Source organism: Sphingobacterium spiritivorum (genome assembly GCF_016724845.1).
Classification (GTDB): Bacteria; Bacteroidota; Bacteroidia; order Sphingobacteriales; family Sphingobacteriaceae; genus Sphingobacterium; species Sphingobacterium spiritivorum_A.
On sequence record NZ_CP068082.1, the window covers coordinates 35,097 to 61,528 of the forward strand.

At 39.8% G+C, this 26,432-nt stretch carries 32 protein-coding genes; 15 read left to right on the plus strand and 17 right to left on the minus strand.

Features of this window, described 5'->3' with window-relative positions; translation table 11 throughout:
- Window positions 1–81: 81 nt before the first annotated feature.
- Window positions 82–1,008 carry a penicillin-binding transpeptidase domain-containing protein gene (locus I6J03_RS00165; protein ID WP_232279706.1) on the plus strand — a complete coding sequence of 309 codons (927 nt, stop codon included), beginning with the start codon at window positions 82–84 and terminating at the stop codon, window positions 1,006–1,008.
- A 66-nt stretch (window positions 1,009–1,074) separates the two neighbouring features.
- On the opposite strand, the gene I6J03_RS00170 is transcribed toward I6J03_RS00165, so the two are convergent.
- The 6 genes from I6J03_RS00170 to I6J03_RS00190 form a co-directional block, all read right to left on the minus strand.
- Window positions 1,075–1,791: a 3-ketoacyl-ACP reductase gene (locus tag I6J03_RS00170; RefSeq protein WP_003007024.1), complete on the minus strand. Its 717-nt coding sequence runs from the start codon at window positions 1,789–1,791 to the stop codon at window positions 1,075–1,077.
- A gap of 194 nt (window positions 1,792–1,985) precedes the next feature.
- Window positions 1,986–2,417: an FKBP-type peptidyl-prolyl cis-trans isomerase gene (locus I6J03_RS00175; protein ID WP_201694044.1), complete on the minus strand. Its 432-nt coding sequence runs from the start codon at window positions 2,415–2,417 to the stop codon at window positions 1,986–1,988.
- A 71-nt stretch (window positions 2,418–2,488) separates the two neighbouring features.
- A complete protein-coding gene (locus I6J03_RS00180; RefSeq protein WP_232279707.1) occupies window positions 2,489–4,081 on the minus strand; it encodes a mechanosensitive ion channel family protein in 1,593 nt (530 codons plus the stop codon).
- 56 nt (window positions 4,082–4,137) lie between these two features.
- Window positions 4,138–4,665 (minus strand): transporter, encoded by a 528-nt coding sequence (locus I6J03_RS22670; RefSeq protein WP_003007035.1) that lies wholly within the window; start codon window positions 4,663–4,665, stop codon window positions 4,138–4,140.
- A gap of 42 nt (window positions 4,666–4,707) precedes the next feature.
- Entirely contained in the window at window positions 4,708–5,094 is a 387-nt protein-coding gene (locus I6J03_RS22675) for a hypothetical protein (RefSeq protein WP_003007038.1), read from the minus strand.
- A 37-nt stretch (window positions 5,095–5,131) separates the two neighbouring features.
- Entirely contained in the window at window positions 5,132–6,865 is a 1,734-nt protein-coding gene (locus I6J03_RS00190) for an amidohydrolase (protein WP_201694045.1), read from the minus strand.
- Window positions 6,866–7,072: 207 nt separating this feature from the next.
- On the opposite strand from I6J03_RS00190, the gene I6J03_RS00195 reads away from it, so the two are divergent.
- A complete protein-coding gene (locus I6J03_RS00195) occupies window positions 7,073–7,609 on the plus strand; it encodes a MepB family protein (protein ID WP_003007050.1) in 537 nt (178 codons plus the stop codon).
- Between the two features lie 10 nt (window positions 7,610–7,619).
- Entirely contained in the window at window positions 7,620–7,796 is a 177-nt protein-coding gene (locus I6J03_RS00200) for a hypothetical protein (RefSeq protein WP_003007052.1), read from the plus strand.
- A 50-nt stretch (window positions 7,797–7,846) separates the two neighbouring features.
- On the opposite strand, the gene I6J03_RS00205 is transcribed toward I6J03_RS00200, so the two are convergent.
- Window positions 7,847–8,266: a cold-shock protein gene (locus I6J03_RS00205; protein WP_003007055.1), complete on the minus strand. Its 420-nt coding sequence runs from the start codon at window positions 8,264–8,266 to the stop codon at window positions 7,847–7,849.
- Window positions 8,267–8,545: 279 nt separating this feature from the next.
- Window positions 8,546–10,036, minus strand: a complete 1,491-nt coding sequence (locus tag I6J03_RS00210; protein WP_039989943.1) for an acyl-CoA dehydrogenase family protein — start codon at window positions 10,034–10,036, stop codon at window positions 8,546–8,548.
- Window positions 10,037–10,224: 188 nt separating this feature from the next.
- Between I6J03_RS00210 and I6J03_RS00215 the strand changes: the two genes are divergently transcribed.
- From I6J03_RS00215 to I6J03_RS00235, 5 genes are all read left to right on the plus strand, one after another.
- Window positions 10,225–10,695: an SRPBCC family protein gene (locus tag I6J03_RS00215; protein ID WP_003007066.1), complete on the plus strand. Its 471-nt coding sequence runs from the start codon at window positions 10,225–10,227 to the stop codon at window positions 10,693–10,695.
- Between the two features lie 155 nt (window positions 10,696–10,850).
- The gene (locus I6J03_RS00220) at window positions 10,851–11,366 is read left to right on the plus strand and encodes an RNA polymerase sigma factor (RefSeq protein WP_201694047.1); all 516 of its coding nucleotides are present in this window, start codon (window positions 10,851–10,853) and stop codon (window positions 11,364–11,366) included.
- Window positions 11,332–11,982, plus strand: a complete 651-nt coding sequence (locus I6J03_RS00225; protein WP_003007076.1) for a hypothetical protein — start codon at window positions 11,332–11,334, stop codon at window positions 11,980–11,982. Before I6J03_RS00220 ends, I6J03_RS00225 begins: the two co-directional genes overlap by 35 nt.
- 12 nt (window positions 11,983–11,994) lie before the next feature.
- Window positions 11,995–12,468 carry a DUF4252 domain-containing protein gene (locus I6J03_RS00230; RefSeq protein ID WP_003007079.1) on the plus strand — a complete coding sequence of 158 codons (474 nt, stop codon included), beginning with the start codon at window positions 11,995–11,997 and terminating at the stop codon, window positions 12,466–12,468.
- Window positions 12,469–12,470: 2 nt separating this feature from the next.
- Window positions 12,471–13,001 (plus strand): DUF4252 domain-containing protein, encoded by a 531-nt coding sequence (locus tag I6J03_RS00235; RefSeq protein ID WP_232279708.1) that lies wholly within the window; start codon window positions 12,471–12,473, stop codon window positions 12,999–13,001.
- Between the two features lie 86 nt (window positions 13,002–13,087).
- On the opposite strand, the gene I6J03_RS00240 is transcribed toward I6J03_RS00235, so the two are convergent.
- Window positions 13,088–13,465 (minus strand): winged helix-turn-helix transcriptional regulator, encoded by a 378-nt coding sequence (locus I6J03_RS00240; RefSeq protein WP_003007089.1) that lies wholly within the window; start codon window positions 13,463–13,465, stop codon window positions 13,088–13,090.
- A 92-nt stretch (window positions 13,466–13,557) separates the two neighbouring features.
- On the opposite strand from I6J03_RS00240, the gene I6J03_RS00245 reads away from it, so the two are divergent.
- Together I6J03_RS00245 and I6J03_RS00250 are read left to right on the plus strand one after the other, a co-directional pair.
- Window positions 13,558–14,553 carry an NADP-dependent oxidoreductase gene (locus I6J03_RS00245; protein ID WP_003007093.1) on the plus strand — a complete coding sequence of 332 codons (996 nt, stop codon included), beginning with the start codon at window positions 13,558–13,560 and terminating at the stop codon, window positions 14,551–14,553.
- Window positions 14,554–14,557: 4 nt separating this feature from the next.
- Window positions 14,558–15,037: a cupin domain-containing protein gene (locus I6J03_RS00250; RefSeq protein WP_003007096.1), complete on the plus strand. Its 480-nt coding sequence runs from the start codon at window positions 14,558–14,560 to the stop codon at window positions 15,035–15,037.
- Between the two features lie 39 nt (window positions 15,038–15,076).
- Here I6J03_RS00250 and I6J03_RS00255 read toward each other — a convergent pair whose 3' ends face one another.
- Window positions 15,077–15,958, minus strand: coding sequence for a sensor histidine kinase (locus I6J03_RS00255; RefSeq protein WP_003007098.1), 882 nt, complete (start codon window positions 15,956–15,958; stop codon window positions 15,077–15,079).
- A gap of 271 nt (window positions 15,959–16,229) precedes the next feature.
- On the opposite strand from I6J03_RS00255, the gene I6J03_RS00260 reads away from it, so the two are divergent.
- A complete protein-coding gene (locus tag I6J03_RS00260) occupies window positions 16,230–16,637 on the plus strand; it encodes a helix-turn-helix domain-containing protein (RefSeq protein WP_039990031.1) in 408 nt (135 codons plus the stop codon).
- A gap of 86 nt (window positions 16,638–16,723) precedes the next feature.
- Window positions 16,724–17,485 carry an SDR family NAD(P)-dependent oxidoreductase gene (locus I6J03_RS00265; protein WP_003007103.1) on the plus strand — a complete coding sequence of 254 codons (762 nt, stop codon included), beginning with the start codon at window positions 16,724–16,726 and terminating at the stop codon, window positions 17,483–17,485.
- A 53-nt stretch (window positions 17,486–17,538) separates the two neighbouring features.
- Here I6J03_RS00265 and I6J03_RS00270 read toward each other — a convergent pair whose 3' ends face one another.
- A complete protein-coding gene (locus I6J03_RS00270; protein WP_003007105.1) occupies window positions 17,539–17,919 on the minus strand; it encodes a winged helix-turn-helix transcriptional regulator in 381 nt (126 codons plus the stop codon).
- A gap of 78 nt (window positions 17,920–17,997) precedes the next feature.
- Here I6J03_RS00270 and I6J03_RS00275 point away from each other — a divergent pair, with 78 nt between their 5' ends.
- The 3 genes from I6J03_RS00275 (at window position 17,998) to I6J03_RS00285 (ending at window position 20,890) form a co-directional block, all read left to right on the plus strand.
- Window positions 17,998–19,398 (plus strand): MFS transporter, encoded by a 1,401-nt coding sequence (locus I6J03_RS00275; protein ID WP_201694049.1) that lies wholly within the window; start codon window positions 17,998–18,000, stop codon window positions 19,396–19,398.
- A 75-nt stretch (window positions 19,399–19,473) separates the two neighbouring features.
- Window positions 19,474–20,031, plus strand: coding sequence for an RNA polymerase sigma factor (locus tag I6J03_RS00280; protein ID WP_003007108.1), 558 nt, complete (start codon window positions 19,474–19,476; stop codon window positions 20,029–20,031).
- A gap of 1 nt (window position 20,032) precedes the next feature.
- Window positions 20,033–20,890, plus strand: a complete 858-nt coding sequence (locus I6J03_RS00285) for an anti-sigma factor (protein WP_003007110.1) — start codon at window positions 20,033–20,035, stop codon at window positions 20,888–20,890.
- Between the two features lie 298 nt (window positions 20,891–21,188).
- On the opposite strand, the gene I6J03_RS00290 is transcribed toward I6J03_RS00285, so the two are convergent.
- The 6 genes from I6J03_RS00290 to I6J03_RS00315 all read right to left on the minus strand — a co-directional run bounded on the left by I6J03_RS00290 (window position 21,189) and on the right by I6J03_RS00315 (window position 26,378).
- Complete coding sequence (locus I6J03_RS00290) at window positions 21,189–22,019, minus strand: ferritin-like domain-containing protein (RefSeq protein WP_003007113.1); 831 nt, start codon at window positions 22,017–22,019, stop codon at window positions 21,189–21,191.
- 11 nt (window positions 22,020–22,030) lie between these two features.
- Window positions 22,031–22,750 carry a ferritin-like domain-containing protein gene (locus I6J03_RS00295; protein ID WP_002994395.1) on the minus strand — a complete coding sequence of 240 codons (720 nt, stop codon included), beginning with the start codon at window positions 22,748–22,750 and terminating at the stop codon, window positions 22,031–22,033.
- A gap of 307 nt (window positions 22,751–23,057) precedes the next feature.
- The gene (locus I6J03_RS00300) at window positions 23,058–24,059 is read right to left on the minus strand and encodes an aldo/keto reductase (RefSeq protein WP_003007115.1); all 1,002 of its coding nucleotides are present in this window, start codon (window positions 24,057–24,059) and stop codon (window positions 23,058–23,060) included.
- A 123-nt stretch (window positions 24,060–24,182) separates the two neighbouring features.
- Window positions 24,183–24,686, minus strand: coding sequence for a DinB family protein (locus I6J03_RS00305; protein WP_003007117.1), 504 nt, complete (start codon window positions 24,684–24,686; stop codon window positions 24,183–24,185).
- 163 nt (window positions 24,687–24,849) lie between these two features.
- Entirely contained in the window at window positions 24,850–25,827 is a 978-nt protein-coding gene (locus I6J03_RS00310) for a BtrH N-terminal domain-containing protein (protein WP_003007119.1), read from the minus strand.
- A gap of 8 nt (window positions 25,828–25,835) precedes the next feature.
- Window positions 25,836–26,378, minus strand: coding sequence for a GNAT family N-acetyltransferase (locus tag I6J03_RS00315; RefSeq protein WP_003007121.1), 543 nt, complete (start codon window positions 26,376–26,378; stop codon window positions 25,836–25,838).
- Window positions 26,379–26,432: the final 54 nt, after the last annotated feature.

Here is a 26,432-nt window from a genome sequence, read left to right on the forward strand (position 1 = left end):
TCGCCTCATCAATATCCCGATGCTGTAGAAAATATGCTGTTGTTTACATCAATTCTTTATAAACAATGTATATTTATAATTATGAAAAACAGCCTTATCTTCTTTGTTTACAGCCTCTTTTGTATCCTTTCCAGCCAATCACATACTGCTTCCGCACAACAAACCGGAGAAGTAAAGGCTTCGTTCCGGAATGATTCTGTGACCGTTAGAGAAGAATTCAACAGGTACTTCGAAAACAAACATGCTAAGGGAGATATTCTAATACTGGATTTACAAAATAATAAATGGTTTGCTTCCGATGCAAAGTCAGTCTACGTACCCGCATTACCAGCATCAACGTTTAAAATTATCAATCTCCTGATTGCATTGGAATCAAAAGTCATAGCCGATGAAAATCAGGTTGTCAAATGGATAGGTCAGACCGATACCGTTAAATATGGATACAGACCCGATATATACAGAGACATGACTGTTAAAGAAGCTTTTGAAAAATCAGCTGGATGGATTTTTGTAGAATTATCCAAAAAAATTGGGAAGAAAAATTATCAGCATTACCTCTCCCTTGCCGGATATGGCAATGCCGATCTGAGCGAAGCGGATCCTGACTTTTGGAATTTTGGTAATTTCGGTATATCGCCCTATAATCAGGTTGACTTTTTAAGAAAGTTATATCTGGAGCAGCTCCCCTTTGAAAAAAGACATATGCAAACTGTCAAAAGGGTTATGCTCTCCAAAGAATATCCTGATGCTGAGGTTCACGCCAAAACAGGCTGGACACGAATAGAAGGGTTAAACATAGGATGGTGGGTAGGCTATATAGAAAAGCAAAAAAACACGTATTTATTTGCCACCAGACTATTTCAGGATCGCGTTCGTCAAGATCCCGGATTCGGCCCCAGCAGAAAAGAGATTACCAGGGCGGTATTAGAAGAACTGGGATTTCTGAACTTCAGTTCTCCTTCTGCAAAGACGTCTACTCTAATCATACAGAGCCACCTCCGAAGGTAGCTCTGCAATAAAAAAATTAAGCACTGTCCTGCTAAGATCAAACAAGAACAGATATACGCTGTATTATTAAGGATTCGTAGACCATAAAGAGGCCGATTTCAGTAACGCTCTTCTTGGTAATTTTAAATTAGCGATAATCAGCTCTGCAAAATCAGATGGCTGCAATACGCTGTCCGGATTACCATCAGTAAGCCCCAGATCGACAGACATATCCGAAGCAATGGTACTCGGAGTGAGTGTACATACACGTATATTATGTTTACGAACTTCTTTCATCAGAGATTCTGACATTCCGATCACAGCAAACTTAGAAGCAGAATATGCCGAAGTATTAGCATTACCTGTCAATCCGGCTGTAGAGCTGACATTTACAATATCGCCCTGATTTTTTGCTACCAAATGCGGTAATACCTCCCGTGTGACATAATAGATCCCCATGACATTAGTCATCAGGATTTCCTGCCAGCGATGTGCGTCCATATCCAAAAAGGATCCAAACTCAGCGATACCCGCATTATTGATTAGTATATCCACTCCCCCTAATCTTTCGATCAGTCTGGAAACTTCAGATTTGACCTGATCTGCATTGGCTACATCAAACACCGCATAGACAGCTTGTACACCCAAAGCTTCCAGTTCCTTTACCGTTTGCTTTAGATTTTCTTCATTACGGCCGGTAATGCCGACAGATACTCCTTCAGCAGCCAAAGCAAGAGCTGTTGCTTTTCCTAATCCCCTGCCACCTCCTGTGATAATCGCTTTTTTGTTGTGTAGATTTTCCATATCGTTTTACTAATAGTTATCAAAAACAAATTGTAATGCTGCGAATATAGCTTATTTGATCAGATTTAATCCTGTACATGCACTATTCCCCATCTACCGATAGCTTTATCAATTCTATCAAAAACTCTCATTTTCAACACAAAAAGACGTAAGCCGTATATATATTAAGTTTAATAAAATGACACTTGGATGAGTTACAGAATAGCCTTCAATTCCATTTCAAAAATCAGTGTACAGTTGCCTCCGCTGCTCTCTGTCAAAGACTCAAATCCATAAGCCAGATGAGATGGAATATATATTTTCCAATGACTTCCTACAGGCATCATTACCAACACTTCCTGCCAGCCCCTTATGAGCTCACGTACCAAAAATGCTTCTGGCTTCTTACGCTTGTAAGAACTGTCAAAAACGGTTCCGTCAAGTAACGTTCCTTTATAATGACACAGTACCTTTGCTTTTGAAGTCGGTATCTCTCCGCTGCCTTCCTTTAAAATCTCATACTGTACTCCGGATGGAGTTACGATTACAGTATTTCTCTTTGCATTTTCTGCTAAGAAGGCTATGCCATCTTTCAGATTACGCTCAGCCAGATCCTTTATTTTTTTCAGATATTTTGTAGATGCCACTTATGCTGTTTTAATGATATTCAGCACAAAGATAAACGGATTGAAGCTACGGCAAGCCTGTTACGTAAATTTTACTTCTCTATATCGTCCTGTTTTTCACCTCGGATCGTGCTCGCATTTCCGTCACGTATAGCCTGATAATGCGGAGACATCATTTCTATGCCCGCCCCGTCAAAGGCTTCATGTATATTCTTATGCAGCTCAGAATAAATCGGCGCCATCCTTTCAGGACTATTGGTATACGCATTGATCTGATAAGAAACGTACCAGTCGTCAAGACTGGTCTGCAATACAAATGGCATTCTGTTGGATGATATTCCTTCCGTTTTTAGTGCTGCAGCAATCAACAACTCGTGAATCTTCTGCCAGCCGATATCATAACCTATGGATATAGTGGTATGTATGATTAATCCGTCATCCCGGCACAGACTGGTGTAATTGATCGTATTTCCGTTGAGGATTGCACTGTTCGGAATAGTAATAATTTCATTCTTTGTGGTCTGTAAACGTGTAACCAGCAATGACTTTTCCAGAACTGTTCCCTGGATTTCACCGATCTTGACCACATCGCCGATCTTAAAAGGTCTCATATAGGTAATCACCATTCCTGCCACCCCATTGCTGATCGCAGAAGAAGATCCGAACGAAATAATCAAACCCAGAAATACCGATACCCCTTTGAAAATATCCGAATTAGACCCCGGAATAAAGGGCCAGATCACAACGATCATAAATGCATTCAGTACAAGCCGTACAATGTTATAGGTAGGTTTTGCCCAATCCGCATAAAAACCATTGATCTTCAGCTTGTCTGCCTCTATTTCATTGGCAAGAAAACGAATGACTTTCTTGACATAATGAAATACGATATAAATCACTATAATCGTAATCAGGTTCGGAATAAAATCGACTATGGAACTAATAATATTTTTGAGCGGATTGACTATAAAATTAATCAGATTATCGCCCCAGGGTTTTGTCCATGGAAATAACCGGAAAATCAACGGAAGGGTGAGATAAATCAGTAAGAAAAACAAGAAATACTTAAAGATGCCTAATGCTTTTTTGATCAGCATCACTTCTGTATCTTTATTAATCAGATCGTAATCTTTGATCTTGATCCTTCCGGCTCTCTTCTTAAATTTGAGCAGAATCCAGGCCGTAAACCGGTTGAAATACCTGTTCATGTAGTAAATACACAAGATAAGGACAAGTAGAATTAATGTCCCCATTGCCCCGCGCTTCAGGAGTTCTGCAAAATCTGTTTCGCTTTTATACTTTTTGACATGTTGCAATATCAGCTGTTGATAGGTCGCAGCCAATACATCCGGAGTAACCTGCATAGAGTCTGCATCCGGTTTGGAAATACTTAAGAGTATATTTCCTTTGTACACAATATCAAATACCAGAGAATCAGGTACAGTAAGCAAAGAATCTGCAATAAAAAACAGATCATCATCCAGTGCTTTGATCTTATCTGTTGTGCGTTGTGCGCGTTCGGCTGCTGAAAGCGCACCCAATTTGTTTTTCACATGGAAAAGTGTATCAGCATGTACAATAACGGGATATCCTCTCTCTGTTTTCAGGAGATCCTGAGCAGCAGAAATCGAAATAAAACCACAAAAAAAGAATAGGAGAAATTGCAGCCTAATAAATATATTCATTTTAAGAAAAATTTTTCTACCTGCAAGATACATAAAGAAAATGAAAATGTAAGGTGTTAATGAGCTGCAGGGATCAGATAATTCACACCAACCTGCACAGCTGTACCTCCAAATCTATTCTTAACATTGAAATTTTGCGTAATTCTTCCCATCAATCCGACTTTCATGGGTTTAATCCAATATGACCCGAACCCTCCGATACCAGCAATACGGTCAGATACAAATCCTCCGTTAGTACCTTTATCATCACTGATCTGGCTGGTATAGTGTCCAAACAATCCGATTTCATCCCCTCTGCCATCCAATATATATGAGCCACCCATGTCTACTGTCAAGTGACTACCTTCTTTAAAATCTGTGTCCTTCTGCCATTGATTCATTTCAAGAGTTGTTGCCAGACTCAGACTTAACCGAGGAATTGGTTTCATTCTTCCTGCCACTCGTACATTATGCGACCAATAGCCATGGCCTCCATTATCCAGATCATGAGGTTTGTATCTACCAGTAGGTGCCCAGACCCCATAATTAAGGGCATAACTGTACTTTCCCTTTGTCCAGGAAAGCCAGACAGGCTGAAGATACATATCTCCGAAGCCAAGGCTTTTATTGGTAAATACATAATTACCCTAACCGGTTTGACTTGAATAATAGTCTAAGGCTATATTTGCTGTAGGACTGTTTAATGTAGGAATTACCATGATACCCCAGTTTGCTCCTAAAATTTTGCCTTTACCTCCATAAATTGCCATCAGGATAAAAGAATTGGTCTTTACATTCTGCTTGATTTTCAAATCTGTAGGATTTTCCGGAGCCGGATTAATCAATTGATCTGATCGATTACCTGCTGCATTATAATAGTTCATATTTGCATACCCATACCATACCGGAATAATCCAGCCTGAATGGGGAGCAAAATAGTCTCCTGGATTAAAGGAAGATCCTGTATAATGACCCTGTCCCTGAGCAATACCTCCGAAGAGTACAATAAGTAGTAGTAATAATGACTTTTTCATAACTAATATTTTAGTCAGTAGTATTCCTTTCCAGACATTATTTTTTATAGACTGTCTTGCCTTCTTTAATGGTTTCCATCACTAGTATGTCCCTGATGTTTAACGGATCAATAGTAAGCGGATTCTGATTCAGAATCACCAGATCAGCCAGTTTACCTGCTTTAAGAGATCCTTTATATTCTTCTTCGTGAAATTGATATGCAGCATTGATCGTTATCGCTTTTAGTGCTTCTATAGGCTTTACCCGTTCGTCTGGCCCCAGTATTCTCCCTGATCTTGTCTTTCTGTTCACTGCAGCATACACAGCTGTAATCAGATCCGGAGGAGTCACGGGAGCATCATGATGAATAGTAAACAAAATCCCTGCTTTCAGAGCGGAATGAGCCGGACTGATAAAGGCTGCCCGCTCCGGACCGAATACACTGGAATAATGCCAGTCTCCCCACAGATAGGCATGTGTCGAAAAATAGGAAGGAATCACCCCTATCTCTTTGATTCTGGCTATATGATCCGGACGACTGTTCTGTACGTGTATAAGTGTAGCCCTCAGCTCAGGCTTATAAATCCCTTCATCCTTCAGCTTTTTTATAACCCGAATAGCCTGATCTATAGCGGCATCCCCATTGACATGCAGCTGCGCCGTAATATTATTTTCAAAAAGAGTCTTCAGATCTTCATAAAGTACCGAATCAGTAAAAATAGGAAAGCCTTTATAATCTGCTCCCTGTCCCTCCGGAGGAATCAGATAAGGCTGTGTCAGCCATGCCGTTTTTCCCTGAGGCGATCCGTCATCCGAAAATTTGAAGCCACCTAATTTAAGACGATTTGTATAGACCATATATTCCGGCTTGAAGGCATCCAGTTGCGCTTTAAAAAATTCATAATCCGGAAAGTAAATAACATCAGCTTTAAATAAGCCTTTAGAAGCTGCTTCCTTGAGTAGCCCCACACTCTCTCCCATTGTTCTGCCTTCACAGATCGTCGTCTGTCCATAGCTCAACCATTCGTCCTGCGCCTTAACAAGATTATCTAATTCCTGTTGAGTTTTGTCAACTCCTGATTTAGCATTTTTAGACAACAGCGTCGTCAATTTAATCAGGGCTGTAAAGCTGGCATTTTCTTCCAGTTTTCCATTCAGTTTCTTTGTTTTGATGTCTCTTCCATAATGTCCTCCTTCCGGATCCTTTGCATTTTCCTCTATACCAACCAGCTTTAACATTGCCGAATTGGCGACACTTGCGTGTCCTGAAGTATGAATCACTATAATAGGATTCGTCATACTTATAGCATCCAGTTCTTCACGGGTTGGATGTCTGTGCTCAGACATGATAGCATCGTCATATCCATTACCCATTATAGGCTGACTCGCTGTAAGGTTGTTTTTTTCTATATATTCTTTCAGGGTTTTCTGCAGATCCGGAATAGAATTCACCGTTCCGTATGGAGTCGGAGACAAATCTATAGCCTGCATCATTCCTGCTCTGGAGGCCAGATGCCCATGAGCATCTATAAATCCGGGAAGTAACGTTTTGCCATTAAGGTCATGTAAGGTTGTGTTTTCTCCTGTGTATTGGTCAGCAGCAGCCTTTGTCCCGCTGAACAGAATCTTTCCGTCTTTTACAGCAATAGCCTCGACTTCCGGATTATCATCTTCCATAGTCAGAATAGGACCGCCGAAATAGATTATATCCGCAATGTCCTTTTTGGATGATGTCTGACAGCCGGATAATATAAGAAGCAGGAATATGGGAAAAAGAATAATGAATTTCATAGCATAAGGATTAATAATGAATAAAAAACACGTAATGAATAGAAATGTTTCATAAAATTATTAAATTTTAACCAAAATGTATACGAAACATACTTTTATTAAAAACACGACAAATTCCATTTTGTTCTTTTTTATACAACAGGTTTTATTCAATCTGCTGAAGTTTATTCTTTTGACACGGTCTGATTTATAGAAAAGCGCTAAAAAATGTACTTTAGTAAAATAAAGAAACATCACCTGTCTATGTCTGCTGCTATACATACAAACATTATCACCCCATTAATTGAAAAGCTGTATTCACCAATTTCACAACTGGAGCAACTCCAATTTGATAAAGAAAGCAGCAGCTATCATGCCGCTTCATTTGTGGCAGAGGATGAAACCATTCTCTTTCGCAAGGCGAATATTACACCTAAAAAAATCGGGCAGTTTGTAACACTGTGGAAGAGAAACAGTTCTTCAGGAGAAACGCAGCCGTTTGACACGACAGATCAGGTAGATAGGGTTATTATACTTGTAACGGATAAGGATCGTTACGGAGTCTTTATATTCTCAGCAGATATTCTGAGAAAAATGAAAATTTTTACGCATGACAACATAATTGGCAAAAGAGGTTTCAGGGTATATGCCCCCTGGGATAATCCTGAAAATAAGCAGGCTATGAAAACAAAAGAATGGCAGATCAGATATTTTGAATATCTTTCATCCGATCGTATTGATCGCAAATCCATACTTTTAGCCTGATACTTAACTTATGCTGAATGGAAACATTCCTATGAATCCGATGCCAATGCCTGACACCTTCAATACTGAAGAAGGATATTTCCGCAAAGAGGAATTTGTCAGGGATCAGCATTCCAGAATCGTAGGCTGTAAAGTATCCGCCACCGGAGCTAAGGAAGTGCTGTTTGAAAAAACAACGTCTGAATAGTTCAGCCGGGTAGCAAGGATACGGTGCCGGAGTTACAGCTCCGTTATCGCTTATTTGATAACTTCTACGGATGTAACCTGTAGCCCCTGTTTGGTAGATTGATATTTAAATTTGACCTTTTGGTCTATATACAGTACGAAACCAACAAGATTGGTGTTAAAATATACACTTTCACGCGTTTCATTGTTGCGGATAAAACCGTACTGACCTTGTTCATTGAAGAAAGAAACTTTTCCGAATGAAAATTCTTCTTCGATGACAGGACGTTCCAGATCTGAAGGCTTGAATTCGTACTTTTGGGTAGGAGGAGTATTAGAGAGATTTCCAAATTCGTCAACATAGACAAACATCTCTTCCAGTGATTTACCCTTGGAATTGTGAGTTTTTTTATACTCTTTTTTTTGTTCTTTTGATTTTCTTTTTTCTAATTTTTTCTTTTGATTTTCTTTTTTTTGCTGTGTTTGTGCCATTAAAAATGTGTTAATTAATAAAAGAGGTGTAAAGCGCGAAAAACTTGGCATTCCTGATCAAATGGCTTTTATCGAAAAAAGCGAAGGGAGAGGAGTAAGTGTAAGGCGTGTTTACAAATATAAACAAAATACAGCTGAAAAACAAATATCCTGTACCTCTGCAGACACATATCCCCTATCTTAAAAAAATCTCTTTTCGCACCTGATACATAAGCAAGAGCAAAAAAGGGAGCTTTAAAATGTTTAAAGATCCCTTTTGCAAGTAGTATGGCTGTAAGATTAAATAAAATCTATCCAGTTGGACTGTTCCTGATATTCAACAATTGGCTTTGCATCATTGTAATTCAGGAAATCAGACAATAATTTTTTGATATCCATCTCAATATGTTTGACACAGTTGTCATACAGATCTGTTCTGAAACCTTTATCTGTCATATCACCCACATACTGTAAACATACTAATCTGGCGATAATCTTACCAAGAACAACCATTTGTCTCTGTACCAGACTTTCGGTGATCTGGAAATCCAGCACAGGCTTAAACAGGACTGCGACACGATCGCAACGTTCAAATCCTTGTAAATACTGACCAAAATTGCTTTCCTTGGATTTCTTCATCTGCTTGATAACCATTTCTGCAATCTGAGTATAAAGCATTTCGTTAGATCCTTCAAATATCTGGAAAGGTCTGCTGTCTACGATACCGCGTCCGGCTACATGATCAATTTTATAACCGCTTGAACCGGACAGCTGCACACAGATTTGCGCTGCTTCCTGCATCAGATCGGTTACCAATGCTTTCATACTGTTTGCTTCCAGCCCTGCAGTAGCCAGATCCTGATCGATTCCACTCATAGAAGAACTGCGTGCACACATTCCTGAACACAGACTATATGAAGATTGAATACGGGATATCTGATATTGTACAGAATCTAGAGCCAGCAGTTGCTGCCCTCCTACCTTACGGCTGGTACAATGCGACAAGGCTTCATCCAGCATACGTTTAATAAAGCCCATTCCCATACCCGGGAATTGCAGACGACTCCGGTGAAGAATATCCAGCATCATCTTGATACCTGTACTCTTTTGCAATAATTTCTGATTGGCCGGTACTTCCAGATCGATGGTATTCATACCATACGGAATCATATATAGTCCCAGATTATTAAAATAATGTTCTACCTGTATCTGTTGCTCCGGACGGCTGTTATCCGTAACAAAAAATTCAACATCACGGGCAAGATCGCCCTGTCCCATATCCTTACGGGCTGCAATGATCCAAAAATCTGCCATACCGGTCAGTCCCTGCCAGTGTTTTTGTCCTTTAAGCTTATAACCTGCTTCCGACTCTTCGTATTGTGTACGCATATTCAACGCATCACTCCCGAAGTCCGGTTCTGTGATCATCAGTCCGCCCATCGCTTTGTGATGAAGGAAACGATCAAATATAGGCTGTTGTACATCTGAATGACCATATTTCGCTAACGGCTCCAGAAAAAGGGCAATATTGATTCCAAAGGTCAATGATAACGGCAAAGATTCATAAGAAGCAGCAGCAAGGATGGACAGACATTCACTGACCTTTGCTCCTCTCCCTCCAAAAGTTTCTGGGATGGCGACAGAAAGAGGCTTTAGTTCCATTATTTTGTCCCAGACATCCTGAGGAAGTCCACGGTTTATACTTAATTCATTTATATCTGATTCGTGGTGGAACAGCTCATGTATTCTGTTCTCAAATTTCTTTAAAAATATTTCAAAGCCTTCTTTCATCTTTTTCAAAATCTGTTGAACCGTAAAGGTAAGAGAATATTCAGAGTCCCTGTTAATACAGTTAAAATAATTTATAGATTAAATAAAGAAATTTGAATAAACTTCACTATCCTACCCTCTTTGCAAACTCAGGAATCACTATCTTTAATCTGAATTATTAACTGAAATATCTACCTCAAATTAAAACAATGATACATCGATTATATCAGGAACAACAGCTCAATTGCGATCTGCAGACCGCATGGACATTTTTTTCTGCAGCAAATAATCTTTCCAAAATTACTCCTCCCGAAATGAAATTCACCGTATTGACATCCTTTGACAATGATGAAATTTATGAAGGAATGCTTATTCGCTACCGTGTTTCACCGCTATTTGGCATCACAATAAACTGGGAAACCAAAATTACACAGGTAGACTTTCAGAAAAGTTTTACAGACTATCAGGCTAAAGGACCGTATAAGTTATGGAACCATCACCATGAATTTATTCCCAATGACAAAGGCGTATTGATGAAAGATACGGTAGATTATGAATTGCCATTCGGATGGCTTGGAGAGCTAACGCACAACTGGATTGTCAAACCACGATTAGCGGAAATATTCCGGTACAGGCGTCAGGTTCTCGATCAAAAATTCGGAGATACGCCCACTGTCTGACAAAGTCAGCCTGATTATTAATAAAAACAAAACAACATAAACACCTTATTATCAAATACATATATTCCAAAATATTGATTCCTGAAAATAAATTCAATATTTGATGTAATATTTCCCTCTCCTCAATTGTCTTCTTCATATAAAGCAGCAAAAATATGACACAGGAAACTTTTAAATCGGTCGTTTTTATCCATAAGGATAAATTATTCCGGTTTGCAAATCGCTTCCTGGTTGATCCGCAAGATGCTTTTGATATTGTACAGGAAGTACTGATCAAACTCTGGGAATCTCGTATGGAGCTCAGCAAGGTATCGAATGTCGAGGCTTATGCGATGCGCATGACAAAAAACCTGTCTTTAAATAAGATAAGCAGAGAAGCTGTAAAATATAAAGCGGAAAGTTATGAAATGCAGGAAGTCCAGAAAGAGAAATATCCCGCTCTGACCCGGGACCTGATTCTCCAGCTGATTGACAGGTTACCTGAAAAGCAAAGATTAGTGATGTATCTGCGGGATATAGAAGAATATGAATTTGATACCATCTGTGAATTAACCGGAATAGATGAGAATGCGGCCAGAGTGAATCTGTCACGTGCACGCAATACCGTAAAGAATGGATTAACAATGATTTTTGATTATGAAGAAAGAAGAATTAGAGCGATTAAAAGCTAAATACTGGGCGGGCGAATCTTCATTGGAAGAAGATCGGATGATCCGCGAAGCTGAACAGGCAGATCCTTACTTTTCTGTACTTAAGGCAACTGAAGAAGAGGAAATGAATCTGCAGTTTGATGATTTCATCAATACAGTTGCACCGGATCAGCAACAGAATGACAGACCTAAGATCCGGAGCATATACCGAAAAATATCGGTCGCTGCATCATTGCTTTTTGTCGCAGGTGGAATATGGTATTTCAGTGCTACACAAAAAGAGCATACAGAACTGGCTAAAACGGATGATACAAAACCACATCTGACTGTACCGGTGAACAAAGAAGTGCCTAAGCCACAGGAAGTAAATACGACACAACCCGAAATAGAAACTCCGGTCAGAATAGCAGCCATCAGACAGCCTCAAAAAAAGAAGGTCATTAAGAAAGAAGTAACAAAAACAATAACTGTCCCTATTCCTGAAAACGAACTTTATGTGGAGGTAAACGGAGTGAAGATATACAATGAAGAAGAAGCTTTAAAAATCACAGAAGAAGTGCTCAGTTTGGCATCCAATAATATCCGGAAAGGATTGGAAGCAACCAGGAATATTAAATATTTAACTATAGAACTTTAAAAACCAAAAAAAATGAAACATCTATTAATTATCGTGAGCCTGCTGTGCTTTAGCATATCTCAGGCGCAACTGTCAAAACTCGATCAGATTTTTGATCAGTACAAAGAAGGCAAGGGTGTCACCTCCATTAAGATCGGAAAACCAATGTTTTCGATGCTCAATAAGATGAAATTGTCAGATAATGATCTCGAAAGCATTCGTCCGCTTCTGACAAATATCAATTCTATCAAAATGCTCATTGTCGAAGGAGACACTCCCGAACTGCAATCTGATGTATCAAAAGCGATCAGTAAGTTAAACTATGAGGAACTGATGATGATCAATTCGGAAGAGAATAAAATTAAGTTTCTGGCAGAAAACACACAATCCGAAACCATCAACAACTTATTGCTCAGTATTATTACAGATGATTCGACCATTTTTATGATACTGGATGGAAAAGTAAAATACGATGATATCAGCAAACTCATTAACAGCGTAAATTAATCATGAAGACTTTATTTACATCTACCCTCATCCTGATAAGCTGCTTTCTGCTGCAAAGTTGCCTGGTAAAGAGCCGTCCAAATATGGATTTTGTGCAGCACAACAGTATCTCAAAAGGAGCGGAAATTGTTTCGGTAAAAGTACCAGGATTACTACTTAATCCATTCTTAAAAGGCTCAATAAAAGAACTGGAAGAAGAAGATCCGATGATTGCCATGCTGCTCAAAAAACTTAAAAGCCTTAAAGTGATGACGATATCAAATGATAAAAAAGGTTTGCTTATGAAGGATTTTAACAAATATCTGGCAAAGAATAAGTTTGAAGAAATGGCCAGTGTCTATAGTGACGGTTCGATAGTATCTATCAACGGCAAGATGAAAGGTGACCGTATCAAAAGATTAATGCTGGGAATTGCGGATGATGATGAACTGGTATTTCTGGATATCAAATCCGATCTTGATTTAAATGAACTTGCCCAAATGATTTCTTATTATGAGCAAAAGCAGGAAAAACAAAAACAAGAAAAAATGTAAAAAGCATAGCTTTTAACAACGTAAAAGGTACAGCCTCGTCAGACCGTATGGTCAGGCGGGGCTGTACGCACAACCCCTCTCCTCAATTATTTCATTTCTGCTTTTATCTTCTCCCGGTGATAAAGCCCCCACTCCACAAGATTTTCAGTCAGCGGCAACACACTCTTTCCATATTCCGTAACAGCATAATACACCATTATCAAGTGCTGATCCTGTACCGAACGTGTAATCAGCAGATTACGTTCCAGATCTTTTAACTCTTTACTGAGCATCTTCGCAGAGATTCCGGATATTTCTCTTTGCATTTTTTTAAAATGTATATCCTGTCCCTGACGGTTGCTGAGGTAGCGTAAGATCATTAATTTCCATTTCCCACCCAATATATCCAGACTATCACGGATAGCCATCAGCTCTTCACTGCATGTCGTCTCACGTACCTTATCATTAATCGCCATATTGCTCATATCCTGATTTCATTAGTGTTACCGGTAACCAATAGTTAACTGGTACTAAAGTTATACCATTTGACCTGTAACTTTGTAATAAAACGGTAAAGATGAAAGCAATCGTATTAAATGAGCAAAACGAACTGATAGACCAGGAGGTCGAAATGCGCCCTGTATCTGAAAATGAAGTACTCATCCGCATCATGGCTTCAGCCTTCAACCCTATTGACTATCAGATGCGCGAAAGTGAGCAGGAAAGAAAATACCTCTTTTCACCTATACTGGGGCGTGAATTTTCGGGCATAGTAGAAAAAACAGGTTCAGCAGTTACAGATTTCCGGATCGGAGATGGAGTATTCTGTGCCTGTGGCAGTATGGGATCTAACGGAAGCTACGCCACCCATATCCTTGTTCCACAGGAGATAGCCGCACTCAAACCTCAGTCTGTATCCTTTGAAGAAGCTGCAGCCTTACCTGTAGTAGGCATAACTTCACTACAGGCACTCAACCGCATAGCTCTGACACCCGAGACACGTATACTGGTCACGGGAGCTTCTGCAGGTGTCGGAAATTTCCTTGTTAAATTACTGTTAGCTAAAGGTATCAAGCACCTTACCGTCACAGCAGGAAATAAAGACAGGCACCAACAATTGACAATGATCGGCGTACAACAGGAGCAGATAGCAGACTATCATAATCCTGCGCTAAGTAGTGAATTAATAAAACGGAATGGAGGTGTCAAATTTGATATTGTAGTCGATTGCGTAGGCCATTACCTGTCTGAAATCGCAGCAGAAGTCATGAAGGCAAATGCAGTGTATGTGGACATTACCAACAGAATATCAGCAAAAGGCAGAGATATGCTTTTTGATATCGGTGCGACTGTCCATCACATTTCAAACTTTGTATATGCCGGAGAGAAACGATATGCTTATTTCAGGCAATCACTGCAGCAGATCCGTCATTATATAGATGAGACTGAAGTAACACCTCCCGCTATAACTGTCATCGGAGGACTGTCTGCTGAAAATGCAGAGTATGCACAGCATTTGCTCCAAAATAATCGCACCCCGGGATCAAAATTAATTATGCAAAATCAAATCTGATTATATGAACAGCATACCCAGAAGAGTTATTACAGCTGAGACTAACGGACAATCCTATGTTGAAAGTGATGAAATCGTAACAAATGTTTCGGAACATTATCCGGGTCTCATTATTTCAGACATCTGGCAGACGAGCGAGATGCCCGCAAGTCTTTCTGCCGAAATACCCATACCCAATACGGCTATCCCCAATCCGATCACAAATGGCACTTATTTCAGGTATGTGCAGATTCCTCCCGATCACGACCTTGGGATCAGTGCTCCCGCCGGACAACCTCATCCGCTGATGCACAAAACGCCCAGTCTGGATTACATTGTAATTCTTTCCGGAGAGATTTATCTGATTACCGACAGTGAAGAAACGCTGTTACACCCGGGAGATATAGTTATTCAATGTGGCACTAACCATGCCTGGAGCAACAGATCAGACGCCCCATGTATCCAGCTGGCTATTTTAATAGATGCCAAGCCAAAAGATCAGTAAATAAGCAACACAGACTTTTACCTTTTAAAGACTATGCAATTAAGAAACATGAACAGGGATTTGGATTTGAAAGATACTTCCACTTCCCTCTTTACTGCTGACATTTATATTCCAGCCCAGACGATGTGCAAAATCATAACATAAAACAAGACCGATGCCAGCCCCCTTTTCTTTGAAAGTTCCTTCCGAACTGGATTTAATGGTTGCAGTTTGCAAAGATGCCACCTGCTCTTCACTCATACCAACACCGTTATCCTGAACATACAATATATGATTAGCCGGTGAAGAGGAGAGACCGACTACAATTTCCTGTCCGCTGAGACTGAACTTCACGGCATTGCTTATCAGGTTACGAATTATAAGGTCAACTATTTTTTTGTTACCCATAAGAACAAAATCCTTTGGAATATTATTCATAAATATCAGTTGTTTAAAACTGATACGTTCATAGAACAAATGATATGCTTCTTCTACACGTTCATAAGCTGACAATGGAGCAAGGATTATTTTTTCATTTGTCATTTGTTCAGCAGCCCAGATCAGTACTTCATCCAGCATTTTGGACGAATCATCCAGTTCTGAACCGATTTTAATAAGAGTTTTCCGAATTTCTTCAGGAGGAATCTCTACCACTCTGGAAAAGGATAAAAGCGTCTGAAAGGTACTTACAGGTACACGCAGATCATGTGATACAACCGAGAAAATCTTAGCTTTAAATTGTTCCGCCTCCACGAGGGCTCTGTTCTGCTCTTCAATACGGCCAACATAACGGTTGATCTCCGCATTGGCATCGACAAGGGATTGCCGCTCTTTTGAGAGTTGTTTATTTTTTCGATAGAATAAGACAAACAAAACTGCAACAATCAATTTGCTTACCACAATACCGACCACTAACAATCGGATAAGATTAGTTTCTTCCATAAGTATGTTTTTCACTTCAGATGCCCCTCGGAGGGGATATGACCGTATGTCTTAATAATAATGAACAGCGATCACAAAAAATTATTCCAAAATAAAATATTCCGATGAATTATAAAAAAATTAAATGAGAAATTATGAAACAGAAATTATAGAACACAAATATTTCCCAAAATCTTAATTACCACATAAAATTCAGATGAATATATAGGATATCAAATTCCATCTTTTTCTAAAATCTTAACTATATTCGGAAGTATTAGCAGCCATGGGTATGGATACGTCAACAAAAACACCACAAAGACAACAGGAGTTAACTGCAATTTTTATGGATGAACTGGATAAGCATCTGGATGATCTGCTACAGGGCAGGATATCGGACATGTATGAAATCAGGGATATTGCGGATCATATGCACATTCATCCGCGCCATCTCAGCAATACCATCAAACGTACTACAGGACGGTCAGCCTGCTCCTTCTTTGAGGAAAAGATCATTGAACAAGCTAAAATTCTGCTTGCTCAACCGAATAAAAGTATTCAGGAAATAGCGGTGCTGCTGACCTATGATCCTTCCAACTTCACTAAATTTTTCAAGCGATTCACACAATTAACGCCGAAACAGTACCGCAATCAGATTTTGACAGATCGAACGGCGAAAAATATGAGCAGCGTCGCCTGATTCCACACCTGTGCAAAATACTGAACTACTCACCATTTTTTCAGATCTGTCCGCTATACCTTTGTGTCTGTCAAATAAGAAAAAAAATGAAACAACACAATATTGCACTAGTTACTGGCGGAAGCCGCGGACTGGGAAAAGAAATGGTACTTCGGCTGGCTCAGAAAGGTATAGATATTATACTGACCTATAACAGCAGACATGATGAAGCGCAGGAAGTAGTCGAACAGGTAAACCAGCTGGGACAGCGTGCTGTCGCCATACAGCTCAATGTCGCAGATACTGCAGGCTTTGAAAATTTCTTCGGTAAGGTACAGCATGTTTTGAAAGATACTTTTGGAACAGCACATTTTGATTATCTTATTAATAATGCGGGGATAGGTATTCACAAGTCTTTTGCGGAAACGACTGAAGAGGATTTCGACACTCTGCTTAATATTCAGTTCAAGGGAGTGTTTTTTCTGACACAGAAAGCTCTACCCCTCATGAATGACGGAGGTTCTGTAATCAATATCTCTACCGGTCTTGCACGTTTTTCATTTCCGGGATACGCAGCTTACGCTTCAATGAAAGGAGCTATAGAGACGCTTACCAAATATCTGGCAAAAGAACTGGGAGAAAGAAGAATCCGGGTCAATGTAGTTGCTCCCGGTGCTATTGAAACGGATTTTGGTGGAGGCGCTGTACGTGACAATGAAAATATGAACAAGACTATTGCTTCAGTAACTGCACTTGGTCGTGCAGGCGTACCCGAAGATATCGGTGGTGTAGTGGCTTTCCTTTGTACCGAAGAAGCCCGCTGGATCAACGCACAACGCATAGAAGTATCTGGTGGAATGATGCTGTAATCTGCATTTTCTTAGCAGACTGCACAAGTAATTGTATTGGCCAGAGAACAGATTTATACATCTGTTCTCTGTTCATTATACTGATGCCACCAGTCTTCTAAGGATTGAACCACCGGAATCAGTGTCAAGCCTAATGGAGTCAGTTTGTATTCTACTCTCGGAGGCGTTTCTGCATAAATTTTACGGCTTATGATACCATCACGTTCAAGCTCCCGCAGCTGTGTGGTCAAAGTAGTCTGTGCCAGATCCTCCAGTTCTCTTCTCAATTCACCAAATCGCTTGGGACACCCATGCAAAATAGATTTTATAAGCAGGATCTTCCACTTTCCTCCTATTATTTTAAACACAGCCGACAAGTCACAACTATTTTGTTTTAGTATCTTATTTTTTAATTCTGCAATAGCCTCATTCTCAGTATTAGTATTACTTTCCATACCTACGCCTCTTTTTACAACTACTTGATTATACTACAATTATACGCCAATTTTGAGACGTAAATATATAAAAAAGCTATGAATAGATACGTGCAGCTGCTCCTGGTATCCACCGGAATTTTCCTTTTTGTAATCGATCTTTTTATTATCAATGTCTCTCTTCCTTCCATTCAGACTGGCTTGCATGCTAAAGACAGCCAGGCACAATGGATAGTCATTCTGTATGTTATCGGATATGCGAGCTTACTGGTTACAGGAAGTAAAGCCGGCACATATTGGGGTAAGAAGAAAGTATATAACCTCAGCATGCTGTTCTTTATTCTTTCATCAGCACTATGCGGTATAGCAGCAAATGCAGAAATACTATTGGCAGGAAGACTTATTCAGGGAGTTAGCTCCGCTTTTATGGTACCACAGGGCATAGCTTTTATTCCGGATATCTTTGACACGGAAAAAGATCGCGCCAAAGCTTTAGGCATATATGGCAGTATCGCCGGCGCGGCTTCTGTACTGGGTCAGTTTCTGGGAGGTATTCTACCGGATATACAATGGATTACAGACGGATGGAGGCTTATTTTTCTGATCAATATTCCCATAGGATTAGTCTCGCTCCTGTTAGCAATGCGTTACCTTCCGGATCATCATCAGCCTGCTGAAGGCCGGTTTAATAGCAGCGGGGTTATTCTGCTTGCGCTCACTATCATGACACTCATCTACCCAATCATACAGGCTGCAGAACATCCCTGGTCTGTATGGTATACTGTCCTCTTGCTCTGCTCTTTTATTTTTGGCCTGTGCTTTATTTATCTGCAAAAGAAAGATCACCGCAAGGGATTGGAAACCCTTATAGATTTCAGTTTATTTCGCAACACGTATTTCAGACTGGGACTATGGTCAGCTCTGTTCTACTATATGGTTCAGGATTCTTATTTTATCCTGACCTCTCTTTATTTACAAAGAGGACTGGATGTCAGTTCTACACAGACCGGGCTCTATTTTGTAGCACAGGGAATAGGTTATGTATTGGCCTCGCTTGTTTCCATACGGTACAATGTACTTCACGGCAAGAGGGTTTTACTCAGCGGAATATCCATCATGGCCATAGGCTTGTGTATGCATCTCCTGATATTTAGTATGTCCTATGCTTCGCATACCGTTATCCTGCTTACCTTATTCTGGTACGGATTGGGATGTGGAACTGTTCTTCCTTCTATGATGACGATGGCACTCAAAACCATTCAGGAGAAAAAAGTCGGAATAGCCTCAGGCATGTATCTGACCTTACAGCAACTCGCTGTGGGGATTGGAGTTGGCCTGCTCACAACTGTTTTCTTTCATTTCAGTAAAACCTCGCTTTCATCAAGCAGCATGCTGACAGCTTACTATTACAGTATAGGCGCCTGTATTATCTTACTGTTAGTGGTCGCTTTTTTTTTCCTGAAGCTGCCTGAAGCGGAGGCGGAAACCAGTAATAAATAACTTATTGATTTATAAATTTCTTTTTATTTGGACAACGTCAAAATATTTATATCTTTGAGTACAAAGCCTGTTTGATTGAATAACGCAAATAACACCTCTGAAGAACAACTTATCGCCTCTTTGCAAAGCAAAGACGAGAAGGCGTTTAATTATCTTTACGATAATTATGCAGGAGCGTTATATGGGGTTATCATCCGGATTGTCAACACCAAAGAATATGCGGATGAAGTGATTCAGGATATATTTGTAAAAATATGGAATAATATCCATTCATTTGATGCCGGAAAAGGCAGATTGTATACCTGGATGATCAATATTGCAAGAAACACAGCTATTGATTACATCAAATCCAAAAGTGTTCAGAACGAACAAAAAAACCAATCTCTTCCAAATATCGTAGATGATAAAGAAATTAATAATTTTGCGGTGGCAGAGAATGTGGACCATATCGGTTTCAAAAATGTATTAAATGAACTGAAGGCCGATTGGCGGGAATTAATAGAAATGGCATATTTTGAAGGATATACGCAGAATGAAATAGCAGTAAAGCTCGATATCCCCTTAGGCACTGTCAAAACAAGAACCAGAGGAGCGCTCATCGAACTAAGGAGATTACTTAAAGATTATCAATAAATTGGACATTAAAGAGTACATATCGTCTGGCATTATCGAAGCTTACGTAATGGGGCTTGCTTCTGAAGAAGAAGTAAGTATTCTGGAGTGCGTACGCAAAAATAATGCGGAAGTGGAGCAAGCAATTCTGGAGGCGCAACTAACGCTGGAAGATTTTGCTACGGTCCATGCTATGCCTCCTCCTTCCGGTTTGAAAACGGCAATCTGGGACAAAATATCCGCTCAGGAGAGTACAGATTCAGATAATGAAAAGATAGTCCCTTTTATTTCACAGGCTGAAGAAAATCCTTTATCTGTTGAACAGAAAAGCGAAGAAGATCCCAGGATTAAAAATCTGGATAGCAGACAGTCCTCACGTACTATGAGCCGTATTGCAGTGGCAGCTTCACTGATTTCTATTTGTAGCTTACTGGGCAATCTTTATCTGCACAATAAATCCAAAGAAAACGAATTGCAGCTTACAAAAGTAGCAGCAGAAAATAATGTAAACCAACAGGCACTGGCTAATCTGCAGGACAAATGGAAAATGATGCATGATCCGCAGATGAAGACAATTACACTGGCCGGAGTAGAAAATCACCCTGGTCTGAAAGCGCTGGTATTCTGGGATTCAAACAGCAAAAATGTATATCTGAGCATGGAAAATATGCCTGCTGCACCGGAAGGCATGCAATACCAGCTCTGGGCTATCGTAGATGGTAAACCTGTAGATGCCGGAGTCTTCCCGCAGGACAAGGCTGTAGATGTCAATATGATGAGTACAATCCCGAGTGCTCAGGCTTTTGCAATCACATTAGAGAAACAAGGCGGAAGCCCTACTCCTACTATGTCCCAGATGTATGTCATGGGCAATATCTAAGCTCATACTTGTGTAGCTTGGGACTGCTTAAATGTTTACGTGGACTTCCCCAATATTAATTTCCCTTTGGAGATAGACGATACCATCAAACTAATATTCCGCACATCACTTATAAAAAGCATCGGCCGCTGATCTTTGGTACTGAATTTCTTAAATATAAAAAACCCCGGAACCTATTTAAACAAAAAACAGCCGCAAACATATTTGTATGCGACTGCCCATAGTTGTGCACGTGTACATTTCTAACCTTCCATATAAGCTAAGCAGAAGGTATCAAAATATGGGTGGTACTCACTAATTATTTAACAATAAAAAGACTTGCGATATTCAACACAGCTTCAGCCGTTAGCGGTTCATCAAAAGATTGAGTTGCTGCATTTGCAGATACTTTACCATTTACAGCATTCAGCGTGGTGATATCCACACCTCCTTGTACTTTATTATCTTCTCCTGCATATATCGGATCCACTACTGCACCTATGCCACTATCGTTGGCTCCCGTGATCCATGGTTTCTGATCTGCTGCTGCTCCGCCCCTGGCTCTTCTCATCTGACGGATATGTGAAGCATGTCTGGCTTCTACCGAATGGATTTGCAAAGCGGCGGTCAATACGACTCTGTTTCCTTTCAGAATGCCGGCCTGACCTTTATAAGCACGTACTCCGGTATCTTCAAAAGCCTGTGCTAGTGCCAAGAATGTATCATAATTTGTAAATACATTGCCGAAAGTACCACCGGCTGTAAAATCAAATGTAGGCTTTGCAACTGCATTATTTCCGAGTACAGTTTTCAGGAAATTGACATGAGCCACTTCATGATCTCTGATGGTCGTGATCGCTCCCATGGGTTTGCCGGCAGGAACCAGATTTGCTGCTGCAGCTCCTTTTGTATAGAATTCGGCTTCCAGATATTCCAGTGTCAGCGCATAATTCAATACACCATTTACATCTGTCGGAACCTGTCCGTATGCTTTTTTCAATAATTCACTCAGGACAAAAGGCATTGCAGCAAGCGTAACTTTTTTGCCGAAAGATGTCATATTTTTTATAGCCTCACGACGAGGACTCACGCGTTCGTTGAACTCCGGATCAACTTGCGTAATCGTTTCAAAAAGATTGAATAAATTCATAATACTAAGGATTAATAGGTGGGTAAATCTTGAACACTAATCTTGGATTTAATAAACGGAGCTGCAGTCTGCAACACTACGGTCGGACTTTTGGCTACATCCAGACCATTGCTGTCTATTACTTCCGAATTGGCAAAGCTACCATTGTCGATCAGGTCACGGACAAGAGCTGCATGTCTTGCTTCCACTGATACAATTTTGCCCGCCAACAGCAGATAGTTGACATCTTTTATCAACCAGCCAGCACCATTGTAGGCCGACACCCCCAGATCCTCAAAAGCTTTGGCCGTTGCAAGTACACTGTCGCGGCTGGAAAAATTAACCGCTGAGAAGTTGAATTCCAGATTTGCAATTGCATTTTTACCTAAAGCAGCTTTAAAAAACTCTCTGTGCGCTACTTCATGGTCACGAATATCGGTAAACAAGGTTTTTTCCCAGTCCGAAATATTCGAATACGGAGATGCAGCTACCTGAATGTAAAATGCGGCCTCCAATTGTTCAAGTGCATAAGCATAGTTAAGAATAGCAATATCTCCGCTTCCGAAGTAATATTCTTTACCGCCCATATCTACCATATCATCATCGTCCTTACAACTGCTCATCCCCAATATGGCCAAACCTGCGGCACTGGCTCCTGCAAATTTTAAGAAGTCTCTTCTTCTCAACCTTTCGTCAGTCAATATTTCTTCCTGTATTGATGACGTAGGATTTTTTGTGGTTAGATTTTTCATAGTTATCCTATTTAACGTTTATAATTATAATCAGTAGTTTCCCTCATCTACGACAACGGATGAGATATGGATTTAAAATTTCTGATTATTTTTCTTCTGCACGTATAAATAAGATCACGAGCACAGCTGAATATTAAATTAAATAACTGAATAACAGGTGTTTAATTTAAAAAAAGAAACTTGAATATTTTTTTAAATTATATGTTTTAAGAATACTTATATAGCTAAAAAGCTCAGGTCTCTTGTCTTGTGAAGACAGAAACCTGAGCCTGTGAGTTTAGAAAAATTCTTCTGCTTATCTATCGGATCAACGATTGACCAGTTTCATAGATCCCTCATTGTAGCGTGCTCCGACATTCGGATACTGCGCCAGTATCTTTTCGATTTCCTGTAATTCTGCAGGCGAAAGAGACACATCAACAGCTGCTGCATTTTCGACCAGGCGCTCTGTGTGGCGTGTTCCCGGTATCGGAATAATCTGCTCTCCCTGTGCAAGCACCCACGCCAGTGCAAGCTGTGCTGGTGAAACGCCTTTATCTCTGGCAAAGGAAGCAAATGCCGCCGCCAGATTTGTATTGTTTTCCAGATTTTCGCCCTGATACCGTGGCAGAAATTTTCTAAAATCCTGATCTTCCAGCTGATTTACATCCAGCGTATTGGTGACCAATCCTCTCGCTAAGGGTGAATAAGGCACCAATGCGATATCCATTTCCTTTAATAACGGCAATATTTCTGATTCCACATCTCTTGTAAGCAAAGAATATTCGCTCTGCAGAGCCATGATCGGATGTACTGCATTCGCTTTTTTGAGTGATTCGGGAGAAGCCTCACTAAGACCCAGATACCGGACTTTGCCTTGTTTCACTAACTCAGACATTGCACCTACAGTCTCTTCGACAGGGATATTCGGATCTACACGATGAGCATAATACAGATCGATAACATCTACTTTTAGTCGCTTCAAGCTATCTTCTACGGCTACCCTGATCCATTCCGGAGAGCCGTCAAAGTAAGTTTCATTGGCATTGCTTGCCCGTGCAATCCCATCCCGGAATCTAAATCCGAACTTGGTAGCAATAAAGACTTTATCCCGGTTAGGCACAAGTACTTTTGAAAGCAATTCCTCATTGGCACCGTTGCCATACATGTCGGCTGTATCCCAAAAATTAATCCCCAGATCCAAAGCTTTATGCAAAGTCGCTATACTTTGCTGATCGTCAGATGCACCATAAGCAAAACTCATCCCCATACAGCCTAAGCCAACGGCAGAAACGTCTTCGTTTGATTTTCCTAATTTTCTATACTTCATACCTCTTATATTTTGATATTCAAAGTTAGGTATACCCGCAGTAAAGTAATTACAAAGATCAAACCATCACTTACAGAAATCAAACAGAATCTAAAGCACTCTTAAATTCGTAATGATAAACATCTATGTAGCTTGCTGACTCATTACATTCCAGAAATTATAATCCATCATCGGAGCTTTTGTACCTTTTACATGATGTCCGATGGTGACGATCTGCCCCCGATGGTAGGTCGTATGAATAATCAGATGTTGTAAGTATTCATATTTTGGAAAATTTGAAGAAAACCATTCTGATTTTATTAAATAGGTTTCACTCATCCCTTCCTCGTTTTCCTTTACATAAGCTGCCAGAAGTTTAGCTTCATTTACCAGATTTTCCATTTCTGTCTTAATGTCAACCTCAGTAGCTATGTAATCAAAAGTTGGAATTGCCGTTCCTCGTATCATTGCAGACCAATACAGCTGTGTATCACTGATATGTTTAAGTGTTTTTGCTATACTGCTGAAACTGGACGGACATTCTTTGTACAGTAATTCTTCATCAAAACTTTGCAACCAGGCTACTAATTGTTCTGTTACCCAAACGTTATAATCAACGCTGTTTGTTATTAATGTTTTTAAGCTCATAATATTGATAGTTTAATTGATTTATTTCTGATAAGCTTTCCATTAAAAGCTCTCACATTACTCTAATTCATCCGGAAATCTCTAAGCATTTAATAGTTTATACTCTGCAAAAAAACAGACTTGAATCGAAATATTTTTCAAATGTTTCTAACTCATGAAGTGATTATACAGTCAGCAATAGTTCCATAGTCTTTTTTTCTTTGTCTGCTATTATTTTCAAAATTGCTGATGCCTTAAGTATGTAGCTTAAGTCTGCTGTCTCGCTCACTTTATCAAACAATTGTGAAATCGAAGTCCATAGTTCTGCAATCTCTGAAAAGGATTCGTAGCCTGTATTTAGTTTTTCAATTTTTAGCAGGTTGTAACTTTCCTTTAAAAAATCTCTGTATAAGTTCCGGAACAAAGCCCCTCCTGTCCCGGCTTTCTCCATCATCATAGCAGATGTCTTAAATTCATTTTGAATGTCTTTACTGGTCTTGAACCATTTGACTATTTCTGTGCTTGTTTTTAAAATTCCTTTGTAACCGATATTTGTAATAGGCGGATTCAGATAATCTGCAGCGTTATTGCGGATGGCTGCTGTAATTGCAGTTTTCATATCCAGTTTATGATCTGTTTTCTGTAACGTGTAATACAAATTTCTGGAAGACATCGGTCCTTTCTCTGCTCTTGCCAATTCCAGACTTTTTAAACTCGTTTTTACGCGCCCGCCCTGCTGTCGAGTATCAACCAGATACGCATTTTCATCATCATAACCGTAAATAGCGGCATAGTGTCCTGCAAAATGAAAGGAACGTGAAAAATACTGCAAATGAAAACAGTCCATTTTTAAACCAACAACTTTTCCGCTATCTAAACACTCTTTGACCTTATGCCAGGCTTTTTGAACGGATGCTGTCTCCCTGACCGTTAGTTCAAGTTTCAGATTTTCTGCAATGTTTTGAGTTAAGAGGTCTGTTTTAATACGCCCTCCAATAAAGGGAAATGTCATGGATTTCATATTCCAGAATATAAACCCCAATCCTTCTCCCAGACCAAAAAGAAGAGGTTCAGACAGATCAATATCAAGCTGTCTCAACAACGTTCCCGTTGCAGTCGTTTCACAGTGTTGTCCGTCAAACGGTTTGATCGGCAGTATCATGGGGCGTTTTATTTTTCAGTTTTATACAATACACAAGTTCTGAGGCGTTCGTTATTTGTCAGTAAAGGATGTTCAAATTCATATTGCTTTTTCAGTCCTATTTTTTTCATAATATGTTCAGACTTCAGATTTATTTTTGGTGCAACTGCATATACTTCCTGAAGCTTTAGTACATTCCGGGCATAATCCAGACACCTTTTCGCTCCTTCTGTCGCATAACCTTTATTCCATTCGGTACTACTGATTCTCCAGCCGATGTCAACACAAGGTGTAAAATCTGCTGTATATGTCTGTTCAGAAAGTCCGATGAAGCCAATAAATGCTGTGTCTTCAAGCTTTTCAACGGCAAAATAACAAAATGCTTTGTCCTCAAACTGACGTTTCATTCTATGGACAAATTCTGTTGTCTGTTCTTTTGTAGAAACATCCGGAAAAAACTCCATTACTTTTCTATCTGTATTTATTTTATACAATTTGTCTATATCGGCCAGATCCCAGTTTCTAAATCCAAGCCGGTCAGATGTAAATATGTATTTTTTATTGTCTTTCATGTTACGTGTTTTCCAATGTATTGCTGGTGCATATAGAGAAGAGCGGTAAACACT